Here is a 22193-nt window from a genome sequence, read left to right on the forward strand (position 1 = left end):
GGAGGTTGTCGCATGCGGTACGCCCACACGGTGGAACAGGTACGTGCGGCGGAGGCCGCGGCGATGGCCCGGCTGCCCGAGGGGACGCTGATGCAGCGAGCCGCGTACGGCCTGGCGGCCGTCTGCGTCCGGCTGCTGGACCGGGTGTACGGCAGCCGGGTGCTGGTGCTGGCCGGGAGCGGCGACAACGGGGGCGACGCGCTGTACGCGGGCGCCCTGCTGGCCCGGCGCGGGGCCCGGGTGCGGGCGCTGCTGCTGTCGCCGGAGCGGGTGCACGCGGGCGGGCTGGCGGCGCTGCGGTCGGCCGGCGGGCGGGTGACGGCGGATCAGGCGGAGTTCGGCCGGGCCGATCTGGTGCTGGACGGCATCGTGGGCATCGGCGGCCGGGGCGGGCTGCGGCCGGAGGCGGCCTGGTTCGCCGGGGCGTCCCGGCGGGGCACCGTGGTGGCGGTGGACGTCCCGAGCGGCGTGGACGCGGACACCGGCGAGGTGGCGGGCGCGGCGCTGCGGGCCGACGTGACGGTCTGCTTCGGCACCCACAAGCCCGGCCTGCTGGTCGACCCCGGGGCCTCGTACGCCGGGGTGGTGCACTTGGTCGGCCTCGGGCTCGACCTGCCGGAGGCGGCGGTGACGGTCCTTCAGGACGCGGACGTCCGGGCGCTGCTGCCGGTGCCCGGCGCGGAGAGCGACAAGTACCGGCGCGGGGTGGCCGGCATCGCGGCCGGGTCGGCGAAGTACCCCGGGGCGGCGGTGCTCTCGGTGGCGGGGGCGCTGCGGGGCGGGGCCGGGCTGATCCGGTACGTCGGGTCGGCGGCGCCCGAGGTGGTGCGACGGTTCCCCGAGGTGGTGGTCAGCGACGAGGGGTTGACGGCGGCCGGGCGGGTGCAGTCCTGGGTGGTCGGTCCCGGTGGCGGGGACGGCGTGGGCGAGGTGCTGGACCAGGCCCTCGGGGCGGGCGTGCCGGTGCTGGTCGATGCGGACGGGCTGACCGAGCTGGCGCGGCGGGGGCCGGTGGCCGGCGCCTCGCTGGTGCTGACCCCGCACACGGGGGAGGCGGCGCGGCTGCTGGCCGGGGCGACGGGGCAGCCGCCCCGGGCGGCGGCCGAGCTGGCGGCCGCCCGGCTGGCCACGGCCCGGCGGCTGGCGGAGCTGTACGGGGCGACGGTCCTGCTCAAGGGCTCCACCACGGTGGTCGCCGACCCCGACGGCCGCTGCCGGGTCAACCCGACCGGTACCCCGTGGCTGGCCACGGCGGGCAGCGGCGACGTCCTGGCGGGGCTGCTGGGCTCGCTGCTGGCTGCCGGCCTGAGCCCCTTCGACGCCGCCTCGGTCGCCGCTTACCTGCACGGCCTCGCGGGGCGGCACGCCGCGGAGCGGGGGACCCCGGTCACGGCCATGGACGTGGCAGCGGCGGTGAGCTTCTAGGTCCGGCGTCCGGGTCGCTGCGAAAGTGCCGTTCCCCGAGCCCATGTCTTCCGAACCATGTGCCGAATGCAGAGGCTTATGGGCTGGTCTGGGAGACTGATAGGCGATGACGACTGCGAACACGACCGGGACGGCCCTGCTCACCGACGGGGTGCGCGCCGAGGCGACCATTGACCTGGCTGCCCTGCGCGGGAACCTCGCCGCGCTGCGCGAGCGCACCCGCGGCCCCGAGCTGATGGCGGTGGTCAAGGCGGACGCCTACGGCCACGGCGCGGTCAGCTGTGCGCGGGAGGCCGTTGCGGCCGGCGCCCGGTGGCTGGGGACGGCGACGCCGGAGGAGGCGCTCGCGCTGCGGGCGGCGGGCATCGGGGCGGACCTGGCCCGGGTGCTGTGCTGGCTGTGGATCCCGGGCGGGCCGTGGGCGCAGGCGCTGCGGGCCGAGATCGACATCTCGGTGAGCGGCCGGTGGGCGCTGGACGAGCTGCTCGCGGCCGTCCGGGAGACCGGGGTCCAGGCCCGGGTGCACCTGAAGGCCGACACCGGTCTGGGCCGCAACGGCTGCCAGCCCCGGGACTGGCCCGAGCTGGTGGCGAGCGCCCGCGCCGCCGAGGCCGAGGGCCTGCTGAAGGTGGTCGGCGTCTGGTCGCACTTCGCCGCCGCGGACGAGCCGGGCCACCCGTCCATCCAGTTCCAGCTGGACTCCTTCGCCGAGGCGCTGGCGCAGGCCGAGCGGGCCGGGCTGCGCCCGGAGGTGCGGCACCTGGCGAACTCGCCGGCCACCCTGCTGCTGCCGCAGTCGCACTACGACCTGGTCCGCCCCGGCCTGGCGATGTACGGGCTGTCCCCGGTGCCCGAGGTCGGCGCCCCGGCGGACTTCGGGCTGCGCCCGGTGATGGCGCTGACCGCCCGGCTGGCCCTGGTGAAGCACGTCCCGGGCGGACACGGCGTCAGCTATGGGCACCACTACACGACTTCGGGCGAGACCACGCTCGGCCTGGTACCGGTCGGCTACGCGGACGGCATCCCCCGGCACGCCAGCGGCACCGGCCCGGTGCAGGTGGGCGGCAAGTGGTACACGGTGGCCGGCCGGGTGGCGATGGACCAGTTCGTGATCGACCTCGGCGGCGAGACCGCGCGGGCCGGCGACGAGGTGCTGCTGTTCGGCAACGGCGAGCACGGCGAGCCGACGGCCGAGGACTGGGGCCGGGCCTGCGGCACCATCTCGTACGAGATCGTCACCCGGATCGGCTCCCGGGTTCCGCGCCGCTACCTGGGGGCGTCCTCGTGACCGAGCGGACGCCCGGGGTCGGCCGGGCGGCCGGGCTGATCGGGATCTCGGTCGGCCTGCTGGCCGCCGGTGCGGCGGCCGGCGTCGCGGTGGAGCGGCTGACGGTGGGCCGGGCGACCCGGCGGCGGGCCCGCGAGGAGCTGGACGCCGCCGCCCCGTACGGTTCGCTGCGCGGCCGTCCGGTCAAGGTGGCCGCAGCGGACGGGACCGAGCTGTACGTCGAGGTGGACGGGGCCGAGGACGCGCCGCTGACGGTGGTGTTCAGCCACGGCTACTGCCTGAACCAGGACAGCTGGCACTTCCAGCGCGCCGCGCTGCGCGACCGGGCCCGGCTGGTGTTCTGGGACCAGCGCAGCCACGGCCGGTCCGAGCGCTCGCGCTCCTACCTGGCGGGCGAGGCCGCCAGCATCGACCTGCTGGGTGCGGACCTGAAGGCGGTGCTGGACGCCGTCGCGCCGACCGGGCCGCTGGTGCTGGTCGGGCACTCGATGGGCGGGATGACCGTGATGGCGCTGGCCGCCCAGGAGCCGGAGTTGTTCCGGGACCGGGTGGCCGGGGTGGCGCTGATCGGCACGCTGGCGGCCGGCTGGGACGCGGTCCCGCTCGGCCTGCCCGCCGCGCTGGTGCGGCCGATGAAGCGGATGGCGCCCGGGGTGGTGAAGCTGCTGGGCCGTCAGGCCGCCCTGGTGGAAGCGACCAAGCGGGTCGGCGCCGACGTGACCGCGCTGCTCTACCGGCGCTACTCCTTCGGGGGCGCGGACGTCGATCCCGGGGTGTCCCGGTTCGCCGAGCAGATGCTGGACGCCACCCCGTTCGACGTGGTGGCCGAGTTCTACCCGGCGTTCAGCGGGCACGACAAGCTGGCCGCGCTGGTGGCGATGGCCGGCCGGCCCGCCCTGGTGCTGGCCGGGACGAAGGACCTGCTGACCCCGCCCGAGTACAGCGAGGCGATCGCCGCCGCGCTGCCCGGGGCGGAGCTGGTGCTGGTGCCGGACGCGGGACACCTGGTGATGCTGGAGCGGCCGGAGCTGGTGGACCGTCATCTGACGGAGCTGCTGGCCGCCGCCGGAGGGAAGGAATGAGCGCGGTGATCACAGTGGAGACCCCCGAACGGATGAACCGGCTCGGGTACGCGCTGGCCGGGGTGCTGCGCCCCGGCGACCTGGTGCTGCTCTCGGGGGAGCTGGGCGCGGGCAAGACCACGCTGACCCGGGGCCTCGGCGAGGGCCTGGGGGTGCGCGGTGCGGTCACCTCGCCGACCTTCGTGATCGCCCGGGTGCACCCGTCGCTGACCGGGGGCCCGGCGCTGGTGCACGTCGACGCGTACCGGCTGGGCGGCGGCCTGGACGAGATGGAGGACCTCGACCTCGACGTCTCGCTGCCGGAGTCGGTGGTGGTGGTCGAGTGGGGTGAGGGCAAGGTCGAGCAGTTGACGGACGACCGGCTGGAGGTCCGGATCGAGCGGGCGATCGGCGGGGCGGCCGAGGAGGACGCGGACCCGCGCCAGGTCCGGCTGACCGGGGTGGGGTCGCGCTGGGCCGGGGTGGATCTCACCCGGCTGGGTGAGATCTGAGTTTCCGACGGAGTGTCGGCAACATGTTGTCGGCGGGGTCCCGGGTGTGATGGGATGGCCTCTGCGGTTAGGTGTGCCTAACTAGGGAGACACATCATGTCCAGCACGAAGCCAGCTCCGACGCCGGACCCGCAGGCCCCGATGCGGGCCCTGCTCGCCGCCGCCGCGGCCGCCCGCGCGGTCTCCACCCCGCCGAAGCCCGAGCAGCTCGCGGAGCCCGGGGCCAGGGCCGCCAAGGCCGCCTGAGCCCCCGCCGGGCGTGGTCCTAGGGGACCACCACGACCTTGGTGCCGTTCGGCGCGAAGTCCCAGAGCAGCTGGCCGTCCGTCCGGCCGGAGCGGATGCCGCCGGTCTTGGCCTTCGGGTCGGCGCTCGGGGCCGGGGACGGGGACGGGGCCGGGGTGGCTCCGTCCAGTGCGGCGCTGAAGCCGAAGACCACGTTGTTCTGCTGGGCGAACCGCACCACGTGCTCGATCTGGCGCCCGTCCGTGCCGGTGCCCGAGGGCGTCCGGCTGTAGACCGTGTAGCTGCCGGGGGCCGGCTCGACCGAGCCCGGGGTGACCGTGAACGCGCCCTGGGTCGGCGGGGTCCGCTTCGGGTCGACCAGCCAGACGGCGTGGCTGCCGATCGAGTAGACCACCCGCCGCCCGGAGCCGGAGGAGGCGGGCAGGGCGGGCGCGGAGGGGCTGGCGGAGGCGCTCGGGCTCGGGGAGCCGGAGGAGCTGGTGGAGGGCCCGGCCTCGGTGGTCCGGGTGGCCGCGCCGTTGGCCTGGAAGGCCAGCAGGCCGACCGCCGCCAGTGCCGCCAGGGTGAGACCGGTGACCACCACTCCAGGACGTGACACGTCTGCTCCCGCCAGGCTCGTACCCGCTCGTGCTCTTCCGGCCCATCGTGCCAGGTCCGACAGGTCCGTCCGGACCGTCGCGGCCGTGTGTTCCGGCCCGGTATGAAATACCGACCCCGGCGCACCCCTTAACCTTGACCCCGTGCTGCTGCTTGCTTTCGACACCGCCACCCCCGCCGTCACGGCCGCCGTCCACGACGGCACCCAGGTGCTGGCCGAGGCCCACCAGGTGGATGCCCGACGGCACGGTGAACTGCTGCTGCCCTCGATCGACCGGGTGCTGCGGGAGGCGGGTGTGGACAAGCACGCGCTGACCGGCATCGCCGTCGGCGTCGGCCCGGGCCCGTACACCGGCCTGCGGGTCGGCCTGGTCACCGCGGCCACCCTCGGCCACGCGCTCGGCCTGCCGGTGCACGGCGTCTGCACGCTGGACGCAATCGCGCACCAGGCCGAGGTGGCCGGACCGTTCACGGTCGCCACCGACGCCCGGCGCAAGGAGGTCTACTGGGCCTCGTACGACGCCGACAAGCGCCGCACGGCCGGCCCCGACGTCGCCAAGGCGGCCGAGCTGACGCCCGAGCCGGTGGCGGTCGGCGCGGGTGCGCTGCTGTACCCCGAGAGCTTCCCGCAGGTGACCGGGCCCGAGCACGTGTCGGCCGGCTGGCTGGCCGACTACGCGGCCCAGGAACTGCGGGCCGGCCGGGAGCTGCTGCCGAACGTGCCGCTCTACCTGCGTCGCCCGGACGCCCAGGTCCCGGCCGGCTACAAGGCGGTGCTCCCGGCATGACCGCCGCCCGGCTGCGGTCGATGCGCTGGTGGGACATCGAGCCGGTGATGGAGCTGGAGCTCCGGCTCTTCCCCGAGGACGCCTGGTCGCGCGGCATGTACTGGTCCGAACTGGCCGACACCGGCCCCGGCGGCACCCGGCACTACACGGTGGCGGTGGCCCCGGACGGCGGCATCGTCGGCTACGCCGGGCTGATGGCCGTCGGAGCGGAGGGCGACGTGCAGACCATCGCCGTCGCCGAGGGCCACCAGGGCGCCGGGCTCGGTGCCCGGCTGCTCGCCGACCTGGTGGCCGAGTCCGCCCGGCGGCAGTGCGCCGAACTGCTGCTGGAGGTGCGGATGGACAACCCCCGCGCGCAGCGGCTGTACGAGCGCTTCGGCTTCGAGCCGGTCGGCATCCGCCGCGGCTACTACCAACCCGCCAACGTGGACGCACTGGTGATGCGTCTCGACAACCCCAAGGAGCCGGCCGATGGCTGACGAACCGTTGGTCCTCGGTATCGAGACCTCCTGCGACGAGACCGGTGTCGGCATCGTCCGCGGCACCACCCTGCTGGCCGACGCGGTCGCCTCCAGCGTGAACGACCACGCCCGGTTCGGCGGCGTGGTGCCGGAGATCGCCAGCCGGGCGCACCTGGAGGCGATGGTCCCGACCATCCAGCGCGCGCTGGACACCGCCGGGATCAAGGGCTCAGACCTGGACGGCATCGCCGTCACCGCGGGCCCCGGCCTGGCCGGCGCGCTGCTGGTCGGCGTCTCGGCGGCGAAGGCGTACGCCTGGGCGCTGGACAAGCCGCTGTACGGGGTGAACCACCTGGCCTCGCACATCTGCGTGGACCAGCTGGAGCACGGCCGGCTGCCGCAGCCGACCATGGCGCTGCTGGTCTCCGGCGGGCACTCCTCGCTGCTGCTCAGCGCGGACATCACCACCGACATCCGCCCGCTCGGCGCGACCATCGACGACGCGGCGGGTGAGGCCTTCGACAAGATCGCCCGGGTGCTCGGACTCGGCTTCCCCGGCGGCCCGGTGGTGGACCGGATGGCCCGGGACGGCGACCCGAAGGCGATCCGCTTCCCGCGTGGCCTGAGCGGCCCGAAGGACCCCGAGTACGACTTCTCCTTCTCCGGTCTGAAGACCGCGGTGGCTCGCTGGGTGGAGGGCAAGCGCCGGGCCGGTGAGACGGTGCCGGTCGCCGACGTGGCGGCCTCGTTCCAGGAGGCGGTCACCGATGTGCTGACCCGCAAGGCGGTCAAGGCCTGCAAGGACAACGGCGTCGACCACCTGATGATCGGCGGCGGGGTGGCGGCCAACTCCCGGCTGCGGGAGATGGCCCAGCAGCGCTGCGACAAGGCGGGCATCGTGCTCCGGGTGCCCCGCCCGGGCCTGTGCACCGACAACGGCGCGATGGTGGCGGCGCTCGGCTCCGAGATGGTCTGGCGCGACCGGGCGCCCTCGTCCTTCGACCTGTCGGCCGACTCCTCGCTGCCGGTCACCGAGGTCTCCGTCCCGCACACCGACCTGCACGCCGCCGCGCACGAGGCGCTGCGGTGACCGTCGCGCAGATGTGGGAGGCCCGGGCCGCCGACGGCCGGGGCGCCGAACTCTCGGCCTGGGTGCGGGAGTTCGCGCTGCCCGAGCTGCGCGGAGCGGTCCGCCGGGAGCTGTTCAGCGCCCCGGGCGACCGGGTGCTGCTGATCAGCTGGTGGGACGGCGAGCCGGTGCCGGTGGCCGACCCGCCGGCCGGGCTGCTGGCGCGCCCCGTCCATCGGTGGGGGTTCACCAGCGAGTGGGTCGAGTAGCCTTCCTGGGAGTTCGCTGAACGACGGGGAGCACGGTGAAGAAGACGTACGGGGTGGCTGCGCTCGCCCTGGTGCTGGTGACCGGATGCAGCAGTGCCGCAGGCCGGTCGCCGGCCAGTCCACCGGCCTCGACTCCCGCTCCGAGCAAGGCTGTTGACGCTCCTTCGCCGACGCCGTCGGCTCCGCAGGGAGCGGCCGGGAACTGGGCCAAGTGGGGGCTGACCGCGCTGCCGGCGGCCCCGGCCGCCCCGGCCGACAAGCCGGTCAAGCTGACCGCGAGCGGGCCGGTGCCGGTCTTCAGCGAGGTGCCCACCAAGGACAAGGTCGTCTTCATCACCATCGACGACGGGGCCGAGAAGGACCCGAAGTTCGTCGAGATGCTCACCGACCTGAAGGTGCCGGTCTCGATGTTCCTGACCCGGGACATCGTCAAGGACGACTACGGCTACTTCAAGCCGCTCCAGGCGCTCGGCAACCACGTGCACAACCACACCACCGACCACGCCCAGCTCAGCAAGGTCTCGGCGGAGAAGCAGAAGTCCGAGGTCTGCGACGCCCAGACCGCGCTCACCCAGCAGTACGGCAAGGCCCCGCTGCTGTTCCGCCCGCCGTACGGCGACGGCGCGCACACCCCGCAGCTGAACACCTCGGTGCAGCAGTGCGGCCCGCGCGCGATCGTGCTCTGGCGCGAGTCGATGCAGATCCACGACATGCAGTACCAGGCCGCCGACAAGAAGCTCAAGGCCGGCGACATCGTGCTGGCGCACTTCCGGGGTCCCAAGGACCTCAAGGGCGAGACGATGACCGAGATGTTCGCCGAGATGCTGCGCCGGATCCAGGAGCAGGGCTTCGCGGTGGCCCGGCTGGAGGACTACATCCAGGCCCCGGCCGGCTGACCCGCCGTCACCGGCTGACCCAGCATCATCAGCGGTCCCCGGTCGGTCCGGCAGAGGATCACCGTGACGCTGTTCGGGCCGCTGGGCTTGAGCTGCTTGCGCAGGTCCTCGGGCGTGACGGCGATGCCGCGCTTCTTGATCACCACGGTGCCGACCGCGCGTTCGCGCAGCAGGGCCTTGAGCTTCTTGATCTGGAACGGCAGCACGTCGGTCAGCTCGTACGCGTGCGCGTACGGGGTCGCCACCAGCCGGTCCGAGGTCAGGTAGGCGATCATCGGGTCGATCAGCCGGCCGTCCACCTGCTGCGCCACCTCGGCCACCTGGTGGGCCCGGATCACCGCGCCGTCCGGCTCGTACAGGTAGCGGCCGACCGGGCCGGGCGCCGGGTCGGGCAGGTGACCGCCGGTCAGGCTGTGCGGACCGGGCAGCAGGGTGGCCCGGTGCGGCTCGGTGGCGCCGGTGCCGAACCAGAGCACCGCCTCCTTGACCTCGCCGTGGTCCGAGACCCACTCGGCCTCGGCGCCCTCGGGCACCAGTGCGTGCGGGATGCCGGGCGCCACCTTGAGCGCCCCGTACGGGGTCCGCCGGGCCGCCTCGACCGCCCAGGAGAGCGGCGGGGAGTACGCCTCCGGATCGAAGACCCGGCCGCGCGCCGTCCGCCGCGCGGGGTCGGTGAAGACCGCGTCGTACCCGGTGACGTCCACCTCGGTCACGTCCGCCTGCCGTACCTCGATCAGGTCGGCCAGGCCCAGGGCGGCGGCGTTGGCCCCGGCCACCGCGCAGGTCAGCGGGTCGCGGTCGACCGCCAGCACCTGCACCCCGGCCCGGGCCAGCGCGATCGCGTCGCCGCCGATCCCGCAGCACAGGTCGGCCAGCCGCTTCACCCCGAGCCCGGCGAACCGCTGCGCCCGCCACTCGGCCACGCTGCGGCGGGTGGCCTGCTCGACCCCGTTCGGGGTGAAGTACATCGCGTCCGCGTCGTCGCCGAACTTGGCCCGGGCCCGCTGCCGCAGCCCGGCCTGCGCGAGCGCGGCCCGGACCAGCTCGGCCGGGTGCTGCTTGCGCAGCCGGGTGGCCAGCACCAGCTCCTCACCGGGCCTGAACTCCCGCAGCTCGGCCAGCAGGGCCTGTCCCTGGTCGGTCAGCAGGGCCCGGAACGATTCGATCTCCACGGGGCCATTGTGCCGCTCGGGGGCGGGGCGTCCGCCCGGCTCCGGCTCCGTCCCCGGGACCGGAGGGTCAGTTGCACCGGCCGCTGCCGCTGAAGCAGGGGTGGTAGTCCGAGGGCAGCGGGGCGGGCTTGGGCGGCGGGGTGTTCCGCTGCTCCTGGACCTGGGCGACCCCGACGAGCAGTAGCACCGCGGCGAGCAGCAGCCCGTGCAGCACGGCGGTCACCCGGAGCCGGCCGTACCAGGCGAAGCCGGTGACCAGCAGCAGCCAGAGCGCCAGTGCGCCGACGGTCAGCACCGGCACCCAGTCGTACGGCGGCGGCGGGGGAGGGAGGGCGGAGGAGCCCGTCGGCTTGACCCCGGAGGAGGAGGCGGCCCAGGCGCGCAGGCCCAGCGTGAGCCCCGCGTAGAACGCTCCGCCGACCGAGAGCAGCAGGAGCAGGAACGCCGACACCAGGTCGGTCGCGAGGTCGGGGCGGGGGCGCTCGGCAGCGGGCATGACGGCAATTCTGCCCACCGGGAGCGGCCTCGCACATGAGTACCGGTACTCGTTTCCGGCGGTTCTCCGAGCCACGCCGTTGGCACTCTGGTTGACTGAGTGCTAACGGCCGCCTATGGTCGTTCCTGGCACTCCCCACCGGGTGAGTGCTAACGCGATGAAGCGAGTCTGACCCCCGCGACGGCAGACCCGTACTCATCGCCACCTACCTGAAGAACAACCCCGTAATCTCCGAAGGGGAGCTCGGACGTGACCGCCAGCAGCAAGGTTGCCATCAAGCCGCTCGAGGACCGCATCGTGGTCCAGCCGCTCGACGCCGAGACCACCACGGCCTCCGGCCTGGTTATCCCGGACACCGCCAAGGAGAAGCCCCAGGAGGGCGTCGTCCTGGCCGTCGGCCCGGGTCGCTTCGAGGACGGCCAGCGTCTCCCGTTGGACGTCGCCGTCGGCGACATCGTCCTGTACTCGAAGTACGGCGGCACCGAGGTCAAGTACCAGGGTGAGGAATACCTGGTTCTCTCGGCGCGCGACGTTCTCGCCATCATCGAGAAGTAAGACGTACCAGCCCGCCCCGGATTCTTGTCACCAGTGACAGGGGCCCGGGGCGCGGTTGTTGGCTCACGCCGTCGTCAGTAGACCCCTTTAGGAAACGGAATCATGCCGAAGATCCTGCAGTTCGACGAGGACGCCCGCCGCTCGCTCGAGCGTGGCGTGAACAAGCTGGCCGACACCGTCAAGGTGACCATCGGTCCCAAGGGCCGCAACGTCGTCATCGACAAGAAGTTCGGCGCGCCGACCATCACCAACGACGGTGTCACCATCGCCCGTGAGGTCGAGCTGGACGACCCGTACGAGAACCTTGGCGCGCAGCTGGTCAAGGAGGTCGCGACCAAGACCAACGACGTCGCGGGCGACGGCACCACCACCGCCACCGTGCTGGCCCAGGCCCTGGTCAACGAGGGTCTCCGGAACGTCGCCGCCGGCGCCGGCCCGGCCGCCCTGAAGAAGGGCATCGACAAGGCCGTCGCCGCCGTCTCCGCGCACCTGCTCGCCAGCGCGCGTGAGATCGAGGGCAAGGAGGACGTGGCCGCCGTCGCGTCCCTGTCCGCCCAGGACCAGCAGGTCGGCGACCTGATCGCCGAGGCGATCGACAAGGTCGGCAAGGACGGTGTCATCACCGTCGAGGAGTCGAACACCTTCGGCGTGGAGCTCGACTTCACCGAGGGCATGCAGTTCGACAAGGGCTACCTGTCGCCGTACTTCGTCACCGACGCCGAGCGTCAGGAAGCGGTCCTCGAGGACCCGTACATCCTGATCAACCAGGGCAAGATCTCCTCCATCCAGGAGCTCCTCCCGCTGCTCGAGAAGATCCTGCAGGGCGGCACCTCCAAGCCGCTGCTGATCATCGCCGAGGACGTCGACGGCGAGGCGCTCTCCACCCTGGTGGTCAACAAGATCCGCGGCACCTTCAACGCCGTCGCGGTGAAGGCCCCCGGCTTCGGCGACCGCCGCAAGGCCATCCTCGGCGACCTGGCCGTCCTCACCGGCGCCACCGTCATCTCCGAGGAGGTCGGCCTCAAGCTCGACCAGGCCGGTCTCGACCTGCTCGGCACCGCCCGCCGGATCACCATCACCAAGGACGAGACCACGGTCGTCGACGGTGCCGGTGACTCCGAGGCCGTCGCCGGCCGGGTCAACCAGATCAAGGCCGAGATCGCCAACACGGACTCGGACTGGGACCGCGAGAAGCTGCAGGAGCGCCTGGCCAAGCTGGCCGGCGGCGTCTGCGTGATCAAGGTCGGCGCGGCCACCGAGGTCGAGCTCAAGGAGCGCAAGCACCGTCTCGAGGACGCCATCTCGGCGACCCGCGCGGCGGTCGAGGAGGGCATCATCGCCGGTGGCGGCGCCTCCCTCGTGCACGCCCAGAAGGTGCTCGACGACAGCCTCGGCCTGACCGGCGACGAGGCGACCGGTGTCGCGGTCGTCCGCAAGGCGCTCGCCGAGCCGCTGCGCTGGATCGCCCAGAACGCCGGCCTCGAGGGCTACGTCATCACCTCGAAGGTCGCCGAGCTGGAGAACGGCCACGGCTTCAACGCGGCCACCGGCGAGTACGGCGACCTGCTGAAGGCCGGCGTCATCGACCCGGTCAAGGTCACCCGCTCGGCCCTGGAGAACGCGGCCTCGATCGCCTCGCTGCTCCTCACCACCGAGACCCTCGTGGTGGAGAAGCCCGCGGACGAGGAGCCGGCCGGCCACGGCCACGGCGGCCACGGCCACTCGCACTGACGCTCCGTCACGCCTGACCGAAGGCCCGGTTCCCGCACTGCGGGGCCGGGCCTTCGGCGTTCGCCGCCCAGGGGCTCGGGGTCCGACATTCGCGGTCGCCTCAAAGGATGGCTTATAACTGAGGCATGATCGAGGCCCGCCATCTCCGTGTCCTGCGTGCCGTGGCCCGGACCGGTTCGTTCTCCGCCGCCGCCCGGGAGCTGGGCTGTACGCAGCCCGCCGTGAGCCAGCAGATGAAGGCGCTGGAGAAGTCGGTGGCCACCCCGCTGGTGGCGCGCTCCGGCAAGGGGATGCAGCTCACCGAGGCCGGCCAGGTGCTGCTGAAGCACGCGAACGGCATCCTCTCCGGCCTGTCCGCCGCGGAGGAGGAGGTGGCCGCGATCACCGGGCTGCGGGCCGGCCGGGTGCGGTTGGTGTCGTTCCCGACCGCGAGCTCCACCCTGGTGCCGCCGGCGGTCGCCCGGTTGCGGGGCGCCCGTCCGGGCGTCCGCGTGTCGCTGGTGGAGGCCGAGCCGCCGGAGTCGCTGGCGATGCTGCGCGGCGGTGAGTGCGAGGTGGCCCTGGCGTTCCGGTACCCCGACTCGCACGGCGGCGCGGCGGTGCCGGCTCCGCACGCCACGGCGCGCGAGGCGCGGGCCGAGGCGACCCTGGAGGCGGCCGCCAGCCAGGCCGCGAACGACTGGTCGGACCTGGTGGTCCGGCCGCTGCTGGACGACCCGCTGATCGGCCTGCTCCCGACCGGCCACCCCCTGGCGGCCCGGGACGAGAGCAGGCCGGTCGACCTGGCGGAGCTGGCGGGCGAGCAGTGGATCGCGGGCTGCCCCCAGTGCCGGGGCCATCTGGTGGAGCTGTGCGCGGCGGCGGGCTTCGAGCCCCGGATCGACTTCGCCACCGACGACTACCCGGCGGTGGTCGGCCTGGTGGCCGCCGGACTCGGGGTGGCGGTGCTGCCCGGCCTCGCACTGGAGGCGGTGCGGCACTCGGGGGTGGCCGCGGTACCGGTCAGGGCGGCGTCGGGCGCCCCGGCGGTGCGCCGGGTGGTGGCGCTGACCCTGCCGGACCTGGCCGAGGTCCCGGCCGTGGCGCTGATGCTGGACCAGCTCGCCGGGGCGGCGGCCGACCGCTAGCGCCGGGCCGCGGCCTGGTGGTGAAACGTTTCTTCGATGTCTGACGAGGGCTCAGCGCCTGATCGTGGCCGGCATGGCGAGGGGCACCTCGACCAGCCGGTTGCGCGAACGGCCCATCAGCTCCTCGCGCTCGTCCTCGGTGAGTCCGCCCCACACGCCGTACGGCTCGCGGACCGCCAGCGCATGCGCCGCGCACTCGGTCCGGACCGGGCAGCGCATGCAGACCTCCTTGGCGCTTGTCTCGCGCGAACTGCGCGCGGCCCCGCGCTCGCCCTCCGGGTGGAAGAAGAGCGAACTGTCAACGCCGCGGCACGCGGCGGAGAGCTGCCAGTCCCAGAGGTCTGCGTTGGGGCCGGGGAGGCGGGAGAAGTCTGCCATGGCTCTTGTATCCCTTCATGGACTGCTGGAGGAGTCTCGGGCTGCGCGGCGAGGCTGCTCGGAGCCGGTATGGACACCTGGAAATATGACTTACGGCAACCACTGGGACAAGTCACTCATAGCGTTGCACAACAGTCAATGACCGCACAGAAGCTATAAAAAGGGACAAACGGGGCATGACGTTTGGCGGGTACCGGCGTGGCATTCGGGTTGCTCCGGGGGCGCGTGGCGGTGCCTGAGGGCGCCGGTGGTGCGCGGCACGCGTGTGAGCAGCACAAAAGCGCGGCGTGTGCACCGCGATGCGGCTGATCGGTAACGGGTCGGCCACGTACAGTGGTGGAGATGGCCCTGAAAGCCGTAACTCATTCGAGTGACGGTCGTTGGAAGTGCGGAGGCGGTTAGCGGGCGCTGGACGTCGGGAACGATCGCGGGAGACCGTCGGTCCGATCGAAGTCCTACGTCATTCGGCCGTGTCGGAGAGATTCGTACCAGCCAGGAGGCTCAACGTGACGCGGATCAGCTGCGGAGGACGGTCATGACATCCGTACTCGTCTGCGACGATTCCCCCCTCGCCCGGGAGGCGCTTCGCCGCGCGGTGGCGACGGTCCCCGGTGTCGACCGGGTGACCACGGCGACGAACGGTGAGGAGGTCCTCCGCCGGTGGGTGGCCGACCGCTCCGATCTCGTCCTGATGGATGTTCGGATGCCCGGCCTGGGCGGGGTGGAGACGGTCCGCCGACTGCTCTCGGCCGACCCCGGCGCCCGGATCATCATGCTCACGGTGGCCGAGGACCTGGACGGGGTCGCGCTCGCGGTCGCCGCCGGGGCCCGGGGCTACCTGCACAAGGACGCCTCGCGCGCCGAGCTGCGGGCCACCGTCACCCAGGCCCTGGCCGACCCGACCTGGCGGCTCGCCCCGCGCCGGCTGCGCAGCCCCGACATGGGTGCCGCACCGACTCTGACGGCGCGTGAGATCCAGGTGCTCGAAGGGATGAGCCACGGCCGGAGCAACGCCGAGATCGGGCGCGAGCTGTTCCTCTCCGAGGACACCGTGAAGACGCACGCCAGGCGGCTGTTCAAGAAGCTCGGCGCCTCGGACCGCGCGCACGCCGTGGCGCTCGGATTCCGCTGGGGCCTGGTCCGCTGACCGGCCCTCACCGGTCGGACTCCTCTGGTGCCGCGGCACCAGCGCTCGCTCAGATGTGTGACGTTACGGTCCCGAGGCTGCACCATGGAGTAGTGGAGCACCTCGGGGACCAGCGGGCGGAGGCGGCGGTGGGGGAGGCGCATAACGTTCCGATGCACAACTCCGGACGCGGTGCCATGTTTTCCGGTCCGACCAGGCACCATGGACCGATGCGCGACGACGATCCCCCCCGAGCCGGCGGTCCGCCCTCGGCGACGGCCGGATCGGTGGCGGGCGAGCTGACGGTGCTGGTCGCGGCGGCCGTGCGGGGCGAAGGCCCGGCGATCGAGGCCCTGTTGGCGTACGTCCACCCGTTGGCGCTGCGCTACTGCCGGGGCCGGCTGGTCCGGCTGCCCGGCGGCGCCCGGCACCACGTGGACGACGTGGCCCAGGAGGTCTGCGTGGCAGTGCTCTGCGCACTGCCCCGCTACAAGGACGAGGGCCGTCCGTTCGAGGCCTTCGTCTACGGGATCGCCGCGCACAAGGTGGCCGATCTGCAGCGGGCCGCGATGCGCGGGCCCGGCTCCACGGCGATCCCGCCCGACGACCTGCCCGAGCTGCCGGATGACGCGCTCGGCCCCGAGGAGCGGGCACTGCTGAGCAGTGACGCGGCCTGGGCCAAGGAGCTGCTCTCCAACCTGCCGGCCCGTCAGCGCGAGCTGGTGCTGCTCCGGGTGGCCGCCGGGCTGTCGGCGGAGGAGACCGGGGAGGTGCTCGGGATGTCCCCGGGCGCGGTCCGGGTCGCCCAGCACCGGGCGCTCAGCCGGCTCCGGGCGCTGGCCGAGCTGGCCGAGGAGCCCTCCTGATCCGGTCCGACCCTTCCTGACCTGGAAGGGATCGAGCGTTCCTGTTGTTGTCAAGGGGGCGCGAGTTCGGCATACCGGTTGCCAGTACCATGGGGTATCGGCGCCTGGGCAGGTCGCCAAAGTTTCGCGGGTGCGCGTGAGGTTCCGTTGGAGGTTCCTCCAGTAGCCTCGGGTGTCTTGGTGGCAGGCTGGTGCCGGTTCGAGAGCAGCGTGCCCGAACCCTCACCGGGCACGATCAGATCGACGGCCGCCACGGAAGGTCCCCACTCATGTCCTACAACGCCGCAGGCGTACCCGAGAAGTTCGCGATGCTCGGGCTGACCTACGACGATGTCCTGCTGCTGCCCGGTGCTTCCGAGGTGCTCCCGAACCAGGTGGACACCTCCTCCCGGGTCTCCCGGAACGTCCGCGTGAACATCCCGCTGCTCTCGGCCGCGATGGACAAGGTGACCGAGGCCCGGATGGCGATCGCGATGGCGCGCCAGGGCGGCGTCGGTGTGCTGCACCGCAACCTCTCGATCGAGGACCAGGCGAACCAGGTCGACCTGGTGAAGCGCTCCGAGTCCGGCATGGTGACCGACCCGATCACGGTCGGCCCGGAGACCACGCTGGCCGAGGCGGACGCGCTCTGCGCCAAGTTCCGGATCTCCGGCGTGCCGATCGCGGACGAGGCGGGCAAGCTGCTCGGCATCGTCACCAACCGCGACATGGCCTTCGAGTCGGACCGGTTCCGCAAGGTCCGCGAGATCATGACCCCGATGCCGCTGATCACCGGCAAGGTCGGCATCTCCGGCGAGGACGCGATGGCGCTGCTCCGCCGTCACAAGATCGAGAAGCTCCCGCTGGTCGACGACGAGGGCCGGATCAAGGGCCTGATCACGGTCAAGGACTTCGTCAAGGCCGAGAAGTACCCGAACGCGGCCAAGGACGCCGAGGGCCGGCTGCTGGTCGGCGCCGCCGTCGGCGCCTCCGCCGAGGCGTTCGAGCGGGCCCAGGCCCTGGTCGCCGCCGGCGTGGACTTCCTGGTCGTGGACACCTCGCACGGGCACAGCCACAACGCGCTGTCCTGGATCGCCAAGATCAAGTCGGCCGTCGCGGTCGACGTGGTCGGCGGCAACGTGGCCACCCGGGACGGCGCCCAGGCGCTGATCGACGCGGGCGTGGACGGCGTGAAGGTTGGCGTCGGCCCCGGTTCGATCTGCACCACCCGGGTGGTGGCCGGCATCGGCGTCCCGCAGGTGACGGCGATCTACGAGGCGGCGGTGGCCTGTCAGGCGGCCGGCGTGCCGGTGATCGGCGACGGCGGCCTCCAGTACTCCGGCGACATCGGCAAGGCGCTGGCCGCCGGTGCCGACACCGTGATGCTCGGCTCGCTGCTGGCGGGCTGCGAGGAGTCGCCGGGCGAGCTGCTCTTCATCAACGGCAAGCAGTTCAAGTCCTACCGGGGCATGGGCTCGCTGGGCGCCATGCAATCGCGCGGCCAGGGCCGCTCGTACTCCAAGGACCGCTACTTCCAGGCCGAGGTCTCCTCGGACGAGAAGCTGATCGCCGAGGGCATCGAGGGCCAGGTGCCCTACCGCGGCCCGCTGTCCACGGTGCTGTTCCAGCTTGTCGGCGGTCTTCGGCAGACCATGGGCTACGTCGGTGCGGCCACGGTCGCCGAGATGGAGTCCAAGGGCCGGTTCGTCCGGATCACCTCGGCGGGCCTCAAGGAGAGCCACCCGCACGACATCCAGATGACCGTCGAGGCGCCGAACTACCACGGGCGCTGAGCCCACCCCGAACGTCCGGTCCAGGGGCGCGGAACCGCAGCACTGCGGCTCCGCGCCCCTGGCGTGTCCGCCCGCTGCGGGAACGTGCGGGATACTTGGGGCGACCAGCAAGCAGCAGGAAGGGCTCGAAGTGACTGAGATCGAGATCGGGCGAGGCAAGCGCGGCCGCCGGGCGTACTCCTTCGACGACATCGCCGTCGTCCCCAGCCGCCGTACCCGCGACCCGAAGGAGGTCTCGATCGCCTGGCAGATCGACGCCTACCGGTTCGAGCTGCCGTTCCTGGCGGCGCCGATGGACAGCGTGGTCTCGCCCGCGCAGGCCATCGAGATCGGCCGGCTCGGCGGCCTCGGCGTGCTGAACCTCGAGGGTCTGTGGACCCGGTACGAGGACCCGCAGCCGTTGCTGGACGAGATCGCCACGATCTCGGACGAGGCCCAGGCGACCCGTCGGCTGCAGGAGATCTACTCCGCGCCGATCGACCCGGAGCTGATCAAGCAGCGGATCAAGGAGGTGCGCGAGTCCGGTGTGGTGACCGCCGCCGCGCTCTCGCCGCAGCGCACCGCCGAGTTCTCCAAGGCGGTGGTCGACGCGGGCGTGGACGTCTTCGTGATCCGGGGCACCACGGTCTCCGCCGAGCACGTCTCGGGCGCGGCCGAGCCGCTGAACCTGAAGCAGTTCATCTATGAGCTGGACGTCCCGGTGATCGTCGGCGGCTGCGCCACCTACACCGCCGCGCTGCACCTGATGCGGACCGGCGCGGCCGGCGTGCTGGTCGGCTTCGGCGGCGGCGCCGCGCACACCACCCGCAACGTGCTGGGCATCCAGGTCCCGATGGCCACCGCCGTCGCGGACGTCGCGGCGGCCCGCCGGGACTACATGGACGAGTCCGGCGGCCGGTACGTGCACGTGATCGCGGACGGCGGGGTCGGCTACAGCGGCGACCTGGCCAAGGCGATCGCCTGCGGTGCGGACGCCGTGATGATCGGTGCCGCGCTGGCCCGCGCCACCGACGCGCCCGGCAAGGGCTTCCACTGGGGCATGGAGGCCGTGCACGAGGAGCTGCCGCGCGGGAAGCGGGTCGACCTCGGCACCGTGGGCAGCACGGCGGAGATCCTCACCGGTCCGTCGCACACCCCCGACGGCACCATGAACCTGTTCGGCGCGCTGCGCCGGGCGATGGCCACCACCGGCTACTCGGAGCTCAAGGAGTTCCAGCGCGTCGAGGTGACGGTCAACCCGAACCAGCACCGCTGACGGTCCGTCTGCACCGAAGGCCCCCGCCGTGACACGGCGGGGGCCTTCGGCATCGGTCAGGACGGCGCCGGCGGACGATGGCGAAAGGTAGCAGCGCGGATGTGGCCGGGGACAGGCATTTCCGATCACGGGTCGAGTACGAACTCCGGTCTGTCCGGGGGCGGCTGACACTCCGGCGGGGTGACACGACATGATGGGGGTCTGGCCGACCGCACTTTGGGGGACGTGGCAATGACCGAGACCAACGGACGACTGTTGGGCGGGCGTTACCGGCTGACCGGGGTGCTTGGGCGCGGCGGGATGGGCACCGTGTGGCGGGCCGAGGACGAGATGCTCGGCCGGGTGGTCGCGGTCAAGGAACTGCGGATGAGCGGCGTCGACGAGGAGGACCGGCACCGGCTGGTGGTCCGGACCCTGCGCGAGGCCAAGGCGACCGCCCGGATCAGGCACACGGCGGCGGTGACGGTCTTCGACGTGGTCGAGGAGGACGACCGCCCGTGGATCGTGATGGAGCTGGTCGGCGGCCGTTCGCTGGCCGAGGTGATCAAGGAGGACGGCCCGCTGACGCCGGTCCGGGCCGCCGAGATCGCCCTTGAGGTGCTCGGAGTGCTGGGCGAGGCCCACGAGTTGGGCATCCTGCACCGGGACGTGAAGCCGTCCAACGTGCTGATCGGTGACGACGGCCGGGTGGTGCTGACCGACTTCGGCATCGCCAGCGTGGAGGGCGACACCTCGGTCACCTCCACCGGCATGCTGGTCGGCGCCCCCTCGTACATCTCGCCGGAGCGGGCCCGGGGCCAGAAGCCCGGACCGCCGGCCGACCTGTGGTCGCTGGGCGGCACGCTGTACGCGATGGTCGAGGGGCGGCCGCCGTACGACCGGGGTTCGGCGCTGGCCACTCTGACGGCGGTGATGACCGAGCCGCTGACGCCGCCGGTGTGCGCCGGGCGGCTGCTGACCCCGCTGATCGAGGGGCTGCTGGAGAAGGACCCGGCGCTGCGGCTGGACGCCACGGCCGCCCGGCCGATGCTGCGGCGGGTGATCGCGGAGGGGACGGTCAAGGCGGAGTCCACCACCGAGGTGGCCGCGATACCCGTGGCGGGGCCCGCCCGGCGGTGGCCGCTGGTGGCGGCGGCCGTGCTGGTGGTGGCGGCGCTGGTGGCCGGGGTGGCGGTCTGGCAGCCGTGGAAGGACGAGTCCGCCGGCGTGGCCAAGGACGCGCCGAGCACGGCGGCGGCGAACGTGCCGGGGCCCGCGAGCGCTCCGGCGGGGAGTGCTCCCGCCGCAGGCACTCCGGCGGCGGGCACCCCGGCCGCCCCGGCGGCGACGCCGAGTCCGAGCCCCAGTCCGAGCCCGAGCCCGAGTGCCGGCCCCGGTGCGACGTCGGATCAGCTGCCGGGCTATCAGGACGTGCGCGGCCCGCAGGGCTTCAGCGTCAGGATGCCGGACTGGCTGAAGGCGGAGGGGGTCAGCGACGACGGCGCCCAGTTCTACTACCGGGGCAACGGCATCACGCTGATCGTCGCGTGGACCGCGTCGCCGGGGCCGAGCGCGCTGAAGGCCTGGGAGGAGATGGACGCGGCGGGCAACTTCCCCGGGTACCGGAGCCTGGGCACCCGGGCGCTCACCTTCCGCTCCTGGACCAACGCGGCCGACTGGGAGTGGACGTACGACGGCAAGAAGGGCGTCCGCCAGCACTCCATGGAGCGGGGCTTCGTGACCGGGAAGTACGGCTACTCGATCTACTGGACCGTGCCGGACGCGGACTGGTCGAAGCCCGAGCTGGTGCAGGCCCGTCAGATCTCGTTCGACAGCTTCCAGTCCGCGCCGTAGCGGTCGGCCGGCCCTGACGCGTCCGGCGGCCGCCGGCGGCGACTCGCCCGGCAGGGCGGCCGGCCGGACCGGGTGCGGGGCCGGGCTGCTGGTGCTGTCACTGCCCGGGGCGTCGAAGGCCGGGTCGATCAGCTCGGTCCGGTCCGTGCTTTCGAGGGTGGCCCGCGTACTGTGACACCCCTAGGGAGGGACGACGCATGCTGGCCCCTGGGCAGGTGGTGGGCGGGCGGTACCGGGTGACGGACCGTCCGGTCGGTGCTGCCGTCTGCGCGGTGGACCTGCGCAGCGGTGAGCAGGTGCGGCTGGCCGGGCTGGAGCTGCCGGAGCTGCTGGACGACGAGGACTGGGAGGCGGCCGACCCGTGGGCCGGGCTGGCCGGGCGGGTGTCGGCCGGGCTGGCGGGGGTGCCGGTGCACCCGAGGCTGTTGCGGGGCTTCGAGGCGTTCGTCGAGGGGCGGTGGCTCTGGTCGGCGGAGGAGCTGCCGGCCGGGGTGCCGCTGGCGGAGCTGACGGAGCGTCCGTGGTCGCCGTACCGGGTGGCGGAGCTGGCGGCGGACCTGGCCGGGGCGCTGGGGGCGCTGCACCGGGCCGGCCTGGTGCACGGGAACGTTTCTGCGGCGTCGGTGCTGGTCGGCGAGGACGGGGCGGCGCTGCTCGGCGGGCAGGTGTCCGGGGCGGCGGAGGAGGCGTTCTGCGCCGAGCTGGGCGGACCGGTGCCGCGCCGGGTGTACGAGGCGCGGGCGGTGCTGCTGGGGGTGCGGGCCGAGCGCTGGGCGCCGATGGGCGGACCGGCCGGGGACGGCTGGGCGCTCGGGGTGCTGATGTACCGGCTGCTGACCGGCTACCCGCCTTATCCGGAGCGGGAGTTGGGCGAGCTGCTGGCGGCGGTGCGGGACGGCAGGTACGCCCCGGCGGAGGGCTGCGGGCCGCTGCGGCCGGTGGTGGAGGGATTGCTGTCCGGGCGGCTGGCGCTGGGGCAACTGCGGCTCTGGCTGGCCGCGTTCCTGGCGGCGGCGCCGGAGCCGTTCGAGCGGGTCGGCCCGCTGCTGCCGGTGGTCCGGCCGCGCGGACCCGTGGTGCCGAGGCAGCGGGCGAAGGTCCCGGCGGAGCGTCCCGGGCGGTCCGGACGGAGGATCAGCCCGCTGCTGCTGGGGCCGGTGCTGGTCGGAGGGGTGCTGGTGCTGCTGGTGGCAGCCCTGGCGGCGGTGGTCGCGTTCGGGGGCTGATCTAACCTGTGCAGGGAATGTGATTCGAACGCCTGGTACTGGGG

The 22193-nt window shown here is 73.2% G+C and carries 23 protein-coding genes; 19 read left to right on the plus strand and 4 right to left on the minus strand.

Annotated elements, in window-relative coordinates; translation table 11 throughout:
- Positions 1-12 precede the first annotated feature (12 nt).
- From ABT118_RS04495 to ABT118_RS04515, 5 genes are all read left to right on the plus strand, one after another.
- Positions 13-1425, plus strand: coding sequence for an NAD(P)H-hydrate dehydratase (locus tag ABT118_RS04495; RefSeq protein WP_350644822.1), 1413 nt, complete (start codon positions 13-15; stop codon positions 1423-1425).
- A gap of 106 nt (positions 1426-1531) precedes the next feature.
- Positions 1532-2713 (plus strand): alanine racemase, encoded by a 1182-nt coding sequence (alr, locus tag ABT118_RS04500; RefSeq protein WP_350644823.1) that lies wholly within the window; start codon positions 1532-1534, stop codon positions 2711-2713.
- On the plus strand, positions 2710-3795 hold the full coding sequence (locus tag ABT118_RS04505) for an alpha/beta fold hydrolase (RefSeq protein ID WP_350644824.1): 1086 nt from the start codon (positions 2710-2712) through the stop codon (positions 3793-3795). Before alr ends, ABT118_RS04505 begins: the two co-directional genes overlap by 4 nt.
- Complete coding sequence (tsaE, locus tag ABT118_RS04510; RefSeq protein WP_350644826.1) at positions 3792-4286, plus strand: tRNA (adenosine(37)-N6)-threonylcarbamoyltransferase complex ATPase subunit type 1 TsaE; 495 nt, start codon at positions 3792-3794, stop codon at positions 4284-4286. Before ABT118_RS04505 ends, tsaE begins: the two co-directional genes overlap by 4 nt.
- 96 nt (positions 4287-4382) lie before the next feature.
- Positions 4383-4532 carry a hypothetical protein gene (locus ABT118_RS04515; protein ID WP_350644828.1) on the plus strand — a complete coding sequence of 50 codons (150 nt, stop codon included), beginning with the start codon at positions 4383-4385 and terminating at the stop codon, positions 4530-4532.
- 19 nt (positions 4533-4551) lie between these two features.
- Here ABT118_RS04515 and ABT118_RS04520 read toward each other — a convergent pair whose 3' ends face one another.
- Positions 4552-5130: a hypothetical protein gene (locus ABT118_RS04520; RefSeq protein WP_350644830.1), complete on the minus strand. Its 579-nt coding sequence runs from the start codon at positions 5128-5130 to the stop codon at positions 4552-4554.
- 142 nt (positions 5131-5272) lie between these two features.
- Between ABT118_RS04520 and tsaB the strand changes: the two genes are divergently transcribed.
- The 5 genes from tsaB to ABT118_RS04545 are packed head-to-tail and all read left to right on the plus strand — an operon-like array spanning position 5273 to position 8612.
- Entirely contained in the window at positions 5273-5917 is a 645-nt protein-coding gene (gene tsaB / locus ABT118_RS04525) for a tRNA (adenosine(37)-N6)-threonylcarbamoyltransferase complex dimerization subunit type 1 TsaB (protein ID WP_350644831.1), read from the plus strand.
- Positions 5914-6396, plus strand: a complete 483-nt coding sequence (rimI, locus tag ABT118_RS04530; protein WP_350644832.1) for a ribosomal protein S18-alanine N-acetyltransferase — start codon at positions 5914-5916, stop codon at positions 6394-6396. Before tsaB ends, rimI begins: the two co-directional genes overlap by 4 nt.
- Positions 6389-7468, plus strand: coding sequence for a tRNA (adenosine(37)-N6)-threonylcarbamoyltransferase complex transferase subunit TsaD (gene tsaD, locus ABT118_RS04535; protein ID WP_350644833.1), 1080 nt, complete (start codon positions 6389-6391; stop codon positions 7466-7468). The genes rimI and tsaD overlap by 8 nt, the downstream gene beginning before the upstream one ends.
- A complete protein-coding gene (locus ABT118_RS04540; protein ID WP_350644834.1) occupies positions 7465-7716 on the plus strand; it encodes a hypothetical protein in 252 nt (83 codons plus the stop codon). The genes tsaD and ABT118_RS04540 overlap by 4 nt, the downstream gene beginning before the upstream one ends.
- Positions 7717-7751: 35 nt before the next feature.
- Positions 7752-8612, plus strand: a complete 861-nt coding sequence (locus ABT118_RS04545) for a polysaccharide deacetylase family protein (protein WP_350644835.1) — start codon at positions 7752-7754, stop codon at positions 8610-8612.
- Here the strand turns inward: ABT118_RS04545 and ABT118_RS04550 are convergent.
- Together ABT118_RS04550 and ABT118_RS04555 are read right to left on the minus strand one after the other, a co-directional pair.
- Positions 8588-9784 (minus strand): class I SAM-dependent methyltransferase, encoded by a 1197-nt coding sequence (locus tag ABT118_RS04550; protein WP_350644836.1) that lies wholly within the window; start codon positions 9782-9784, stop codon positions 8588-8590. The genes ABT118_RS04545 and ABT118_RS04550 overlap by 25 nt on opposite strands.
- Before the next feature lie 67 nt (positions 9785-9851).
- The gene (locus tag ABT118_RS04555; RefSeq protein WP_350644837.1) at positions 9852-10280 is read right to left on the minus strand and encodes a DUF6234 family protein; all 429 of its coding nucleotides are present in this window, start codon (positions 10278-10280) and stop codon (positions 9852-9854) included.
- A gap of 249 nt (positions 10281-10529) precedes the next feature.
- On the opposite strand from ABT118_RS04555, the gene groES reads away from it, so the two are divergent.
- From groES to ABT118_RS04570, 3 genes are all read left to right on the plus strand, one after another.
- On the plus strand, positions 10530-10835 hold the full coding sequence (gene groES / locus ABT118_RS04560; RefSeq protein WP_057231242.1) for a co-chaperone GroES: 306 nt from the start codon (positions 10530-10532) through the stop codon (positions 10833-10835).
- Positions 10836-10937: 102 nt separating this feature from the next.
- Complete coding sequence (gene groL / locus ABT118_RS04565) at positions 10938-12566, plus strand: chaperonin GroEL (protein ID WP_350644838.1); 1629 nt, start codon at positions 10938-10940, stop codon at positions 12564-12566.
- Positions 12567-12691: 125 nt separating this feature from the next.
- Entirely contained in the window at positions 12692-13693 is a 1002-nt protein-coding gene (locus ABT118_RS04570) for a LysR family transcriptional regulator (protein ID WP_350644839.1), read from the plus strand.
- A gap of 51 nt (positions 13694-13744) precedes the next feature.
- On the opposite strand, the gene ABT118_RS04575 is transcribed toward ABT118_RS04570, so the two are convergent.
- Positions 13745-14071, minus strand: coding sequence for a WhiB family transcriptional regulator (locus ABT118_RS04575; RefSeq protein ID WP_350644840.1), 327 nt, complete (start codon positions 14069-14071; stop codon positions 13745-13747).
- 535 nt (positions 14072-14606) lie between these two features.
- On the opposite strand from ABT118_RS04575, the gene ABT118_RS04580 reads away from it, so the two are divergent.
- From ABT118_RS04580 to ABT118_RS04605, 6 genes are all read left to right on the plus strand, one after another.
- The gene (locus tag ABT118_RS04580) at positions 14607-15218 is read left to right on the plus strand and encodes a response regulator transcription factor (protein ID WP_014136228.1); all 612 of its coding nucleotides are present in this window, start codon (positions 14607-14609) and stop codon (positions 15216-15218) included.
- 209 nt (positions 15219-15427) lie between these two features.
- On the plus strand, positions 15428-16063 hold the full coding sequence (shbA, locus tag ABT118_RS04585; RefSeq protein ID WP_350644842.1) for an RNA polymerase sigma factor ShbA: 636 nt from the start codon (positions 15428-15430) through the stop codon (positions 16061-16063).
- 269 nt (positions 16064-16332) lie between these two features.
- Positions 16333-17835: an IMP dehydrogenase gene (gene guaB / locus ABT118_RS04590; protein WP_350644843.1), complete on the plus strand. Its 1503-nt coding sequence runs from the start codon at positions 16333-16335 to the stop codon at positions 17833-17835.
- 130 nt (positions 17836-17965) lie between these two features.
- Positions 17966-19090, plus strand: coding sequence for a GuaB3 family IMP dehydrogenase-related protein (locus ABT118_RS04595; RefSeq protein ID WP_350644844.1), 1125 nt, complete (start codon positions 17966-17968; stop codon positions 19088-19090).
- Between the two features lie 231 nt (positions 19091-19321).
- Entirely contained in the window at positions 19322-20923 is a 1602-nt protein-coding gene (locus ABT118_RS04600; protein WP_350644845.1) for a serine/threonine-protein kinase, read from the plus strand.
- A gap of 197 nt (positions 20924-21120) precedes the next feature.
- On the plus strand, positions 21121-22149 hold the full coding sequence (locus tag ABT118_RS04605; RefSeq protein ID WP_350644846.1) for a serine/threonine-protein kinase: 1029 nt from the start codon (positions 21121-21123) through the stop codon (positions 22147-22149).
- The last annotated feature ends 44 nt before the right edge of the window (positions 22150-22193 follow it).

The organism is Kitasatospora sp. NPDC002040, from assembly GCF_040296785.1.
In the GTDB taxonomy this organism is placed as follows: domain Bacteria; phylum Actinomycetota; class Actinomycetes; order Streptomycetales; family Streptomycetaceae; genus Kitasatospora.

What these genes read in the sequence shown, in the direction of transcription:
- ABT118_RS04495 (WP_350644822.1), top strand. Translation starts at nt 13, where the DNA reads ATGCGGTACGCCCACACGGTGGAACAGGTACGTGCGGCGGAGGCCGCG.
- alr (WP_350644823.1), top strand. Translation starts at nt 1,532, where the DNA reads ATGACGACTGCGAACACGACCGGGACGGCCCTGCTCACCGACGGGGTG.
- tsaE (WP_350644826.1), top strand. Translation starts at nt 3,792, where the DNA reads ATGAGCGCGGTGATCACAGTGGAGACCCCCGAACGGATGAACCGGCTC.
- ABT118_RS04515 (WP_350644828.1), top strand. Translation starts at nt 4,383, where the DNA reads ATGTCCAGCACGAAGCCAGCTCCGACGCCGGACCCGCAGGCCCCGATG.
- rimI (WP_350644832.1), top strand. Translation starts at nt 5,914, where the DNA reads ATGACCGCCGCCCGGCTGCGGTCGATGCGCTGGTGGGACATCGAGCCG.
- tsaD (WP_350644833.1), top strand. Translation starts at nt 6,389, where the DNA reads ATGGCTGACGAACCGTTGGTCCTCGGTATCGAGACCTCCTGCGACGAG.
- ABT118_RS04555 (WP_350644837.1), bottom strand. Translation starts at nt 10,280, where the DNA reads ATGCCCGCTGCCGAGCGCCCCCGCCCCGACCTCGCGACCGACCTGGTG.
- groL (WP_350644838.1), top strand. Translation starts at nt 10,938, where the DNA reads ATGCCGAAGATCCTGCAGTTCGACGAGGACGCCCGCCGCTCGCTCGAG.
- ABT118_RS04570 (WP_350644839.1), top strand. Translation starts at nt 12,692, where the DNA reads ATGATCGAGGCCCGCCATCTCCGTGTCCTGCGTGCCGTGGCCCGGACC.
- ABT118_RS04575 (WP_350644840.1), bottom strand. Translation starts at nt 14,071, where the DNA reads ATGGCAGACTTCTCCCGCCTCCCCGGCCCCAACGCAGACCTCTGGGAC.
- ABT118_RS04580 (WP_014136228.1), top strand. Translation starts at nt 14,607, where the DNA reads ATGACATCCGTACTCGTCTGCGACGATTCCCCCCTCGCCCGGGAGGCG.
- shbA (WP_350644842.1), top strand. Translation starts at nt 15,428, where the DNA reads ATGCGCGACGACGATCCCCCCCGAGCCGGCGGTCCGCCCTCGGCGACG.
- guaB (WP_350644843.1), top strand. Translation starts at nt 16,333, where the DNA reads ATGTCCTACAACGCCGCAGGCGTACCCGAGAAGTTCGCGATGCTCGGG.
- ABT118_RS04600 (WP_350644845.1), top strand. Translation starts at nt 19,322, where the DNA reads ATGACCGAGACCAACGGACGACTGTTGGGCGGGCGTTACCGGCTGACC.
- ABT118_RS04605 (WP_350644846.1), top strand. Translation starts at nt 21,121, where the DNA reads ATGCTGGCCCCTGGGCAGGTGGTGGGCGGGCGGTACCGGGTGACGGAC.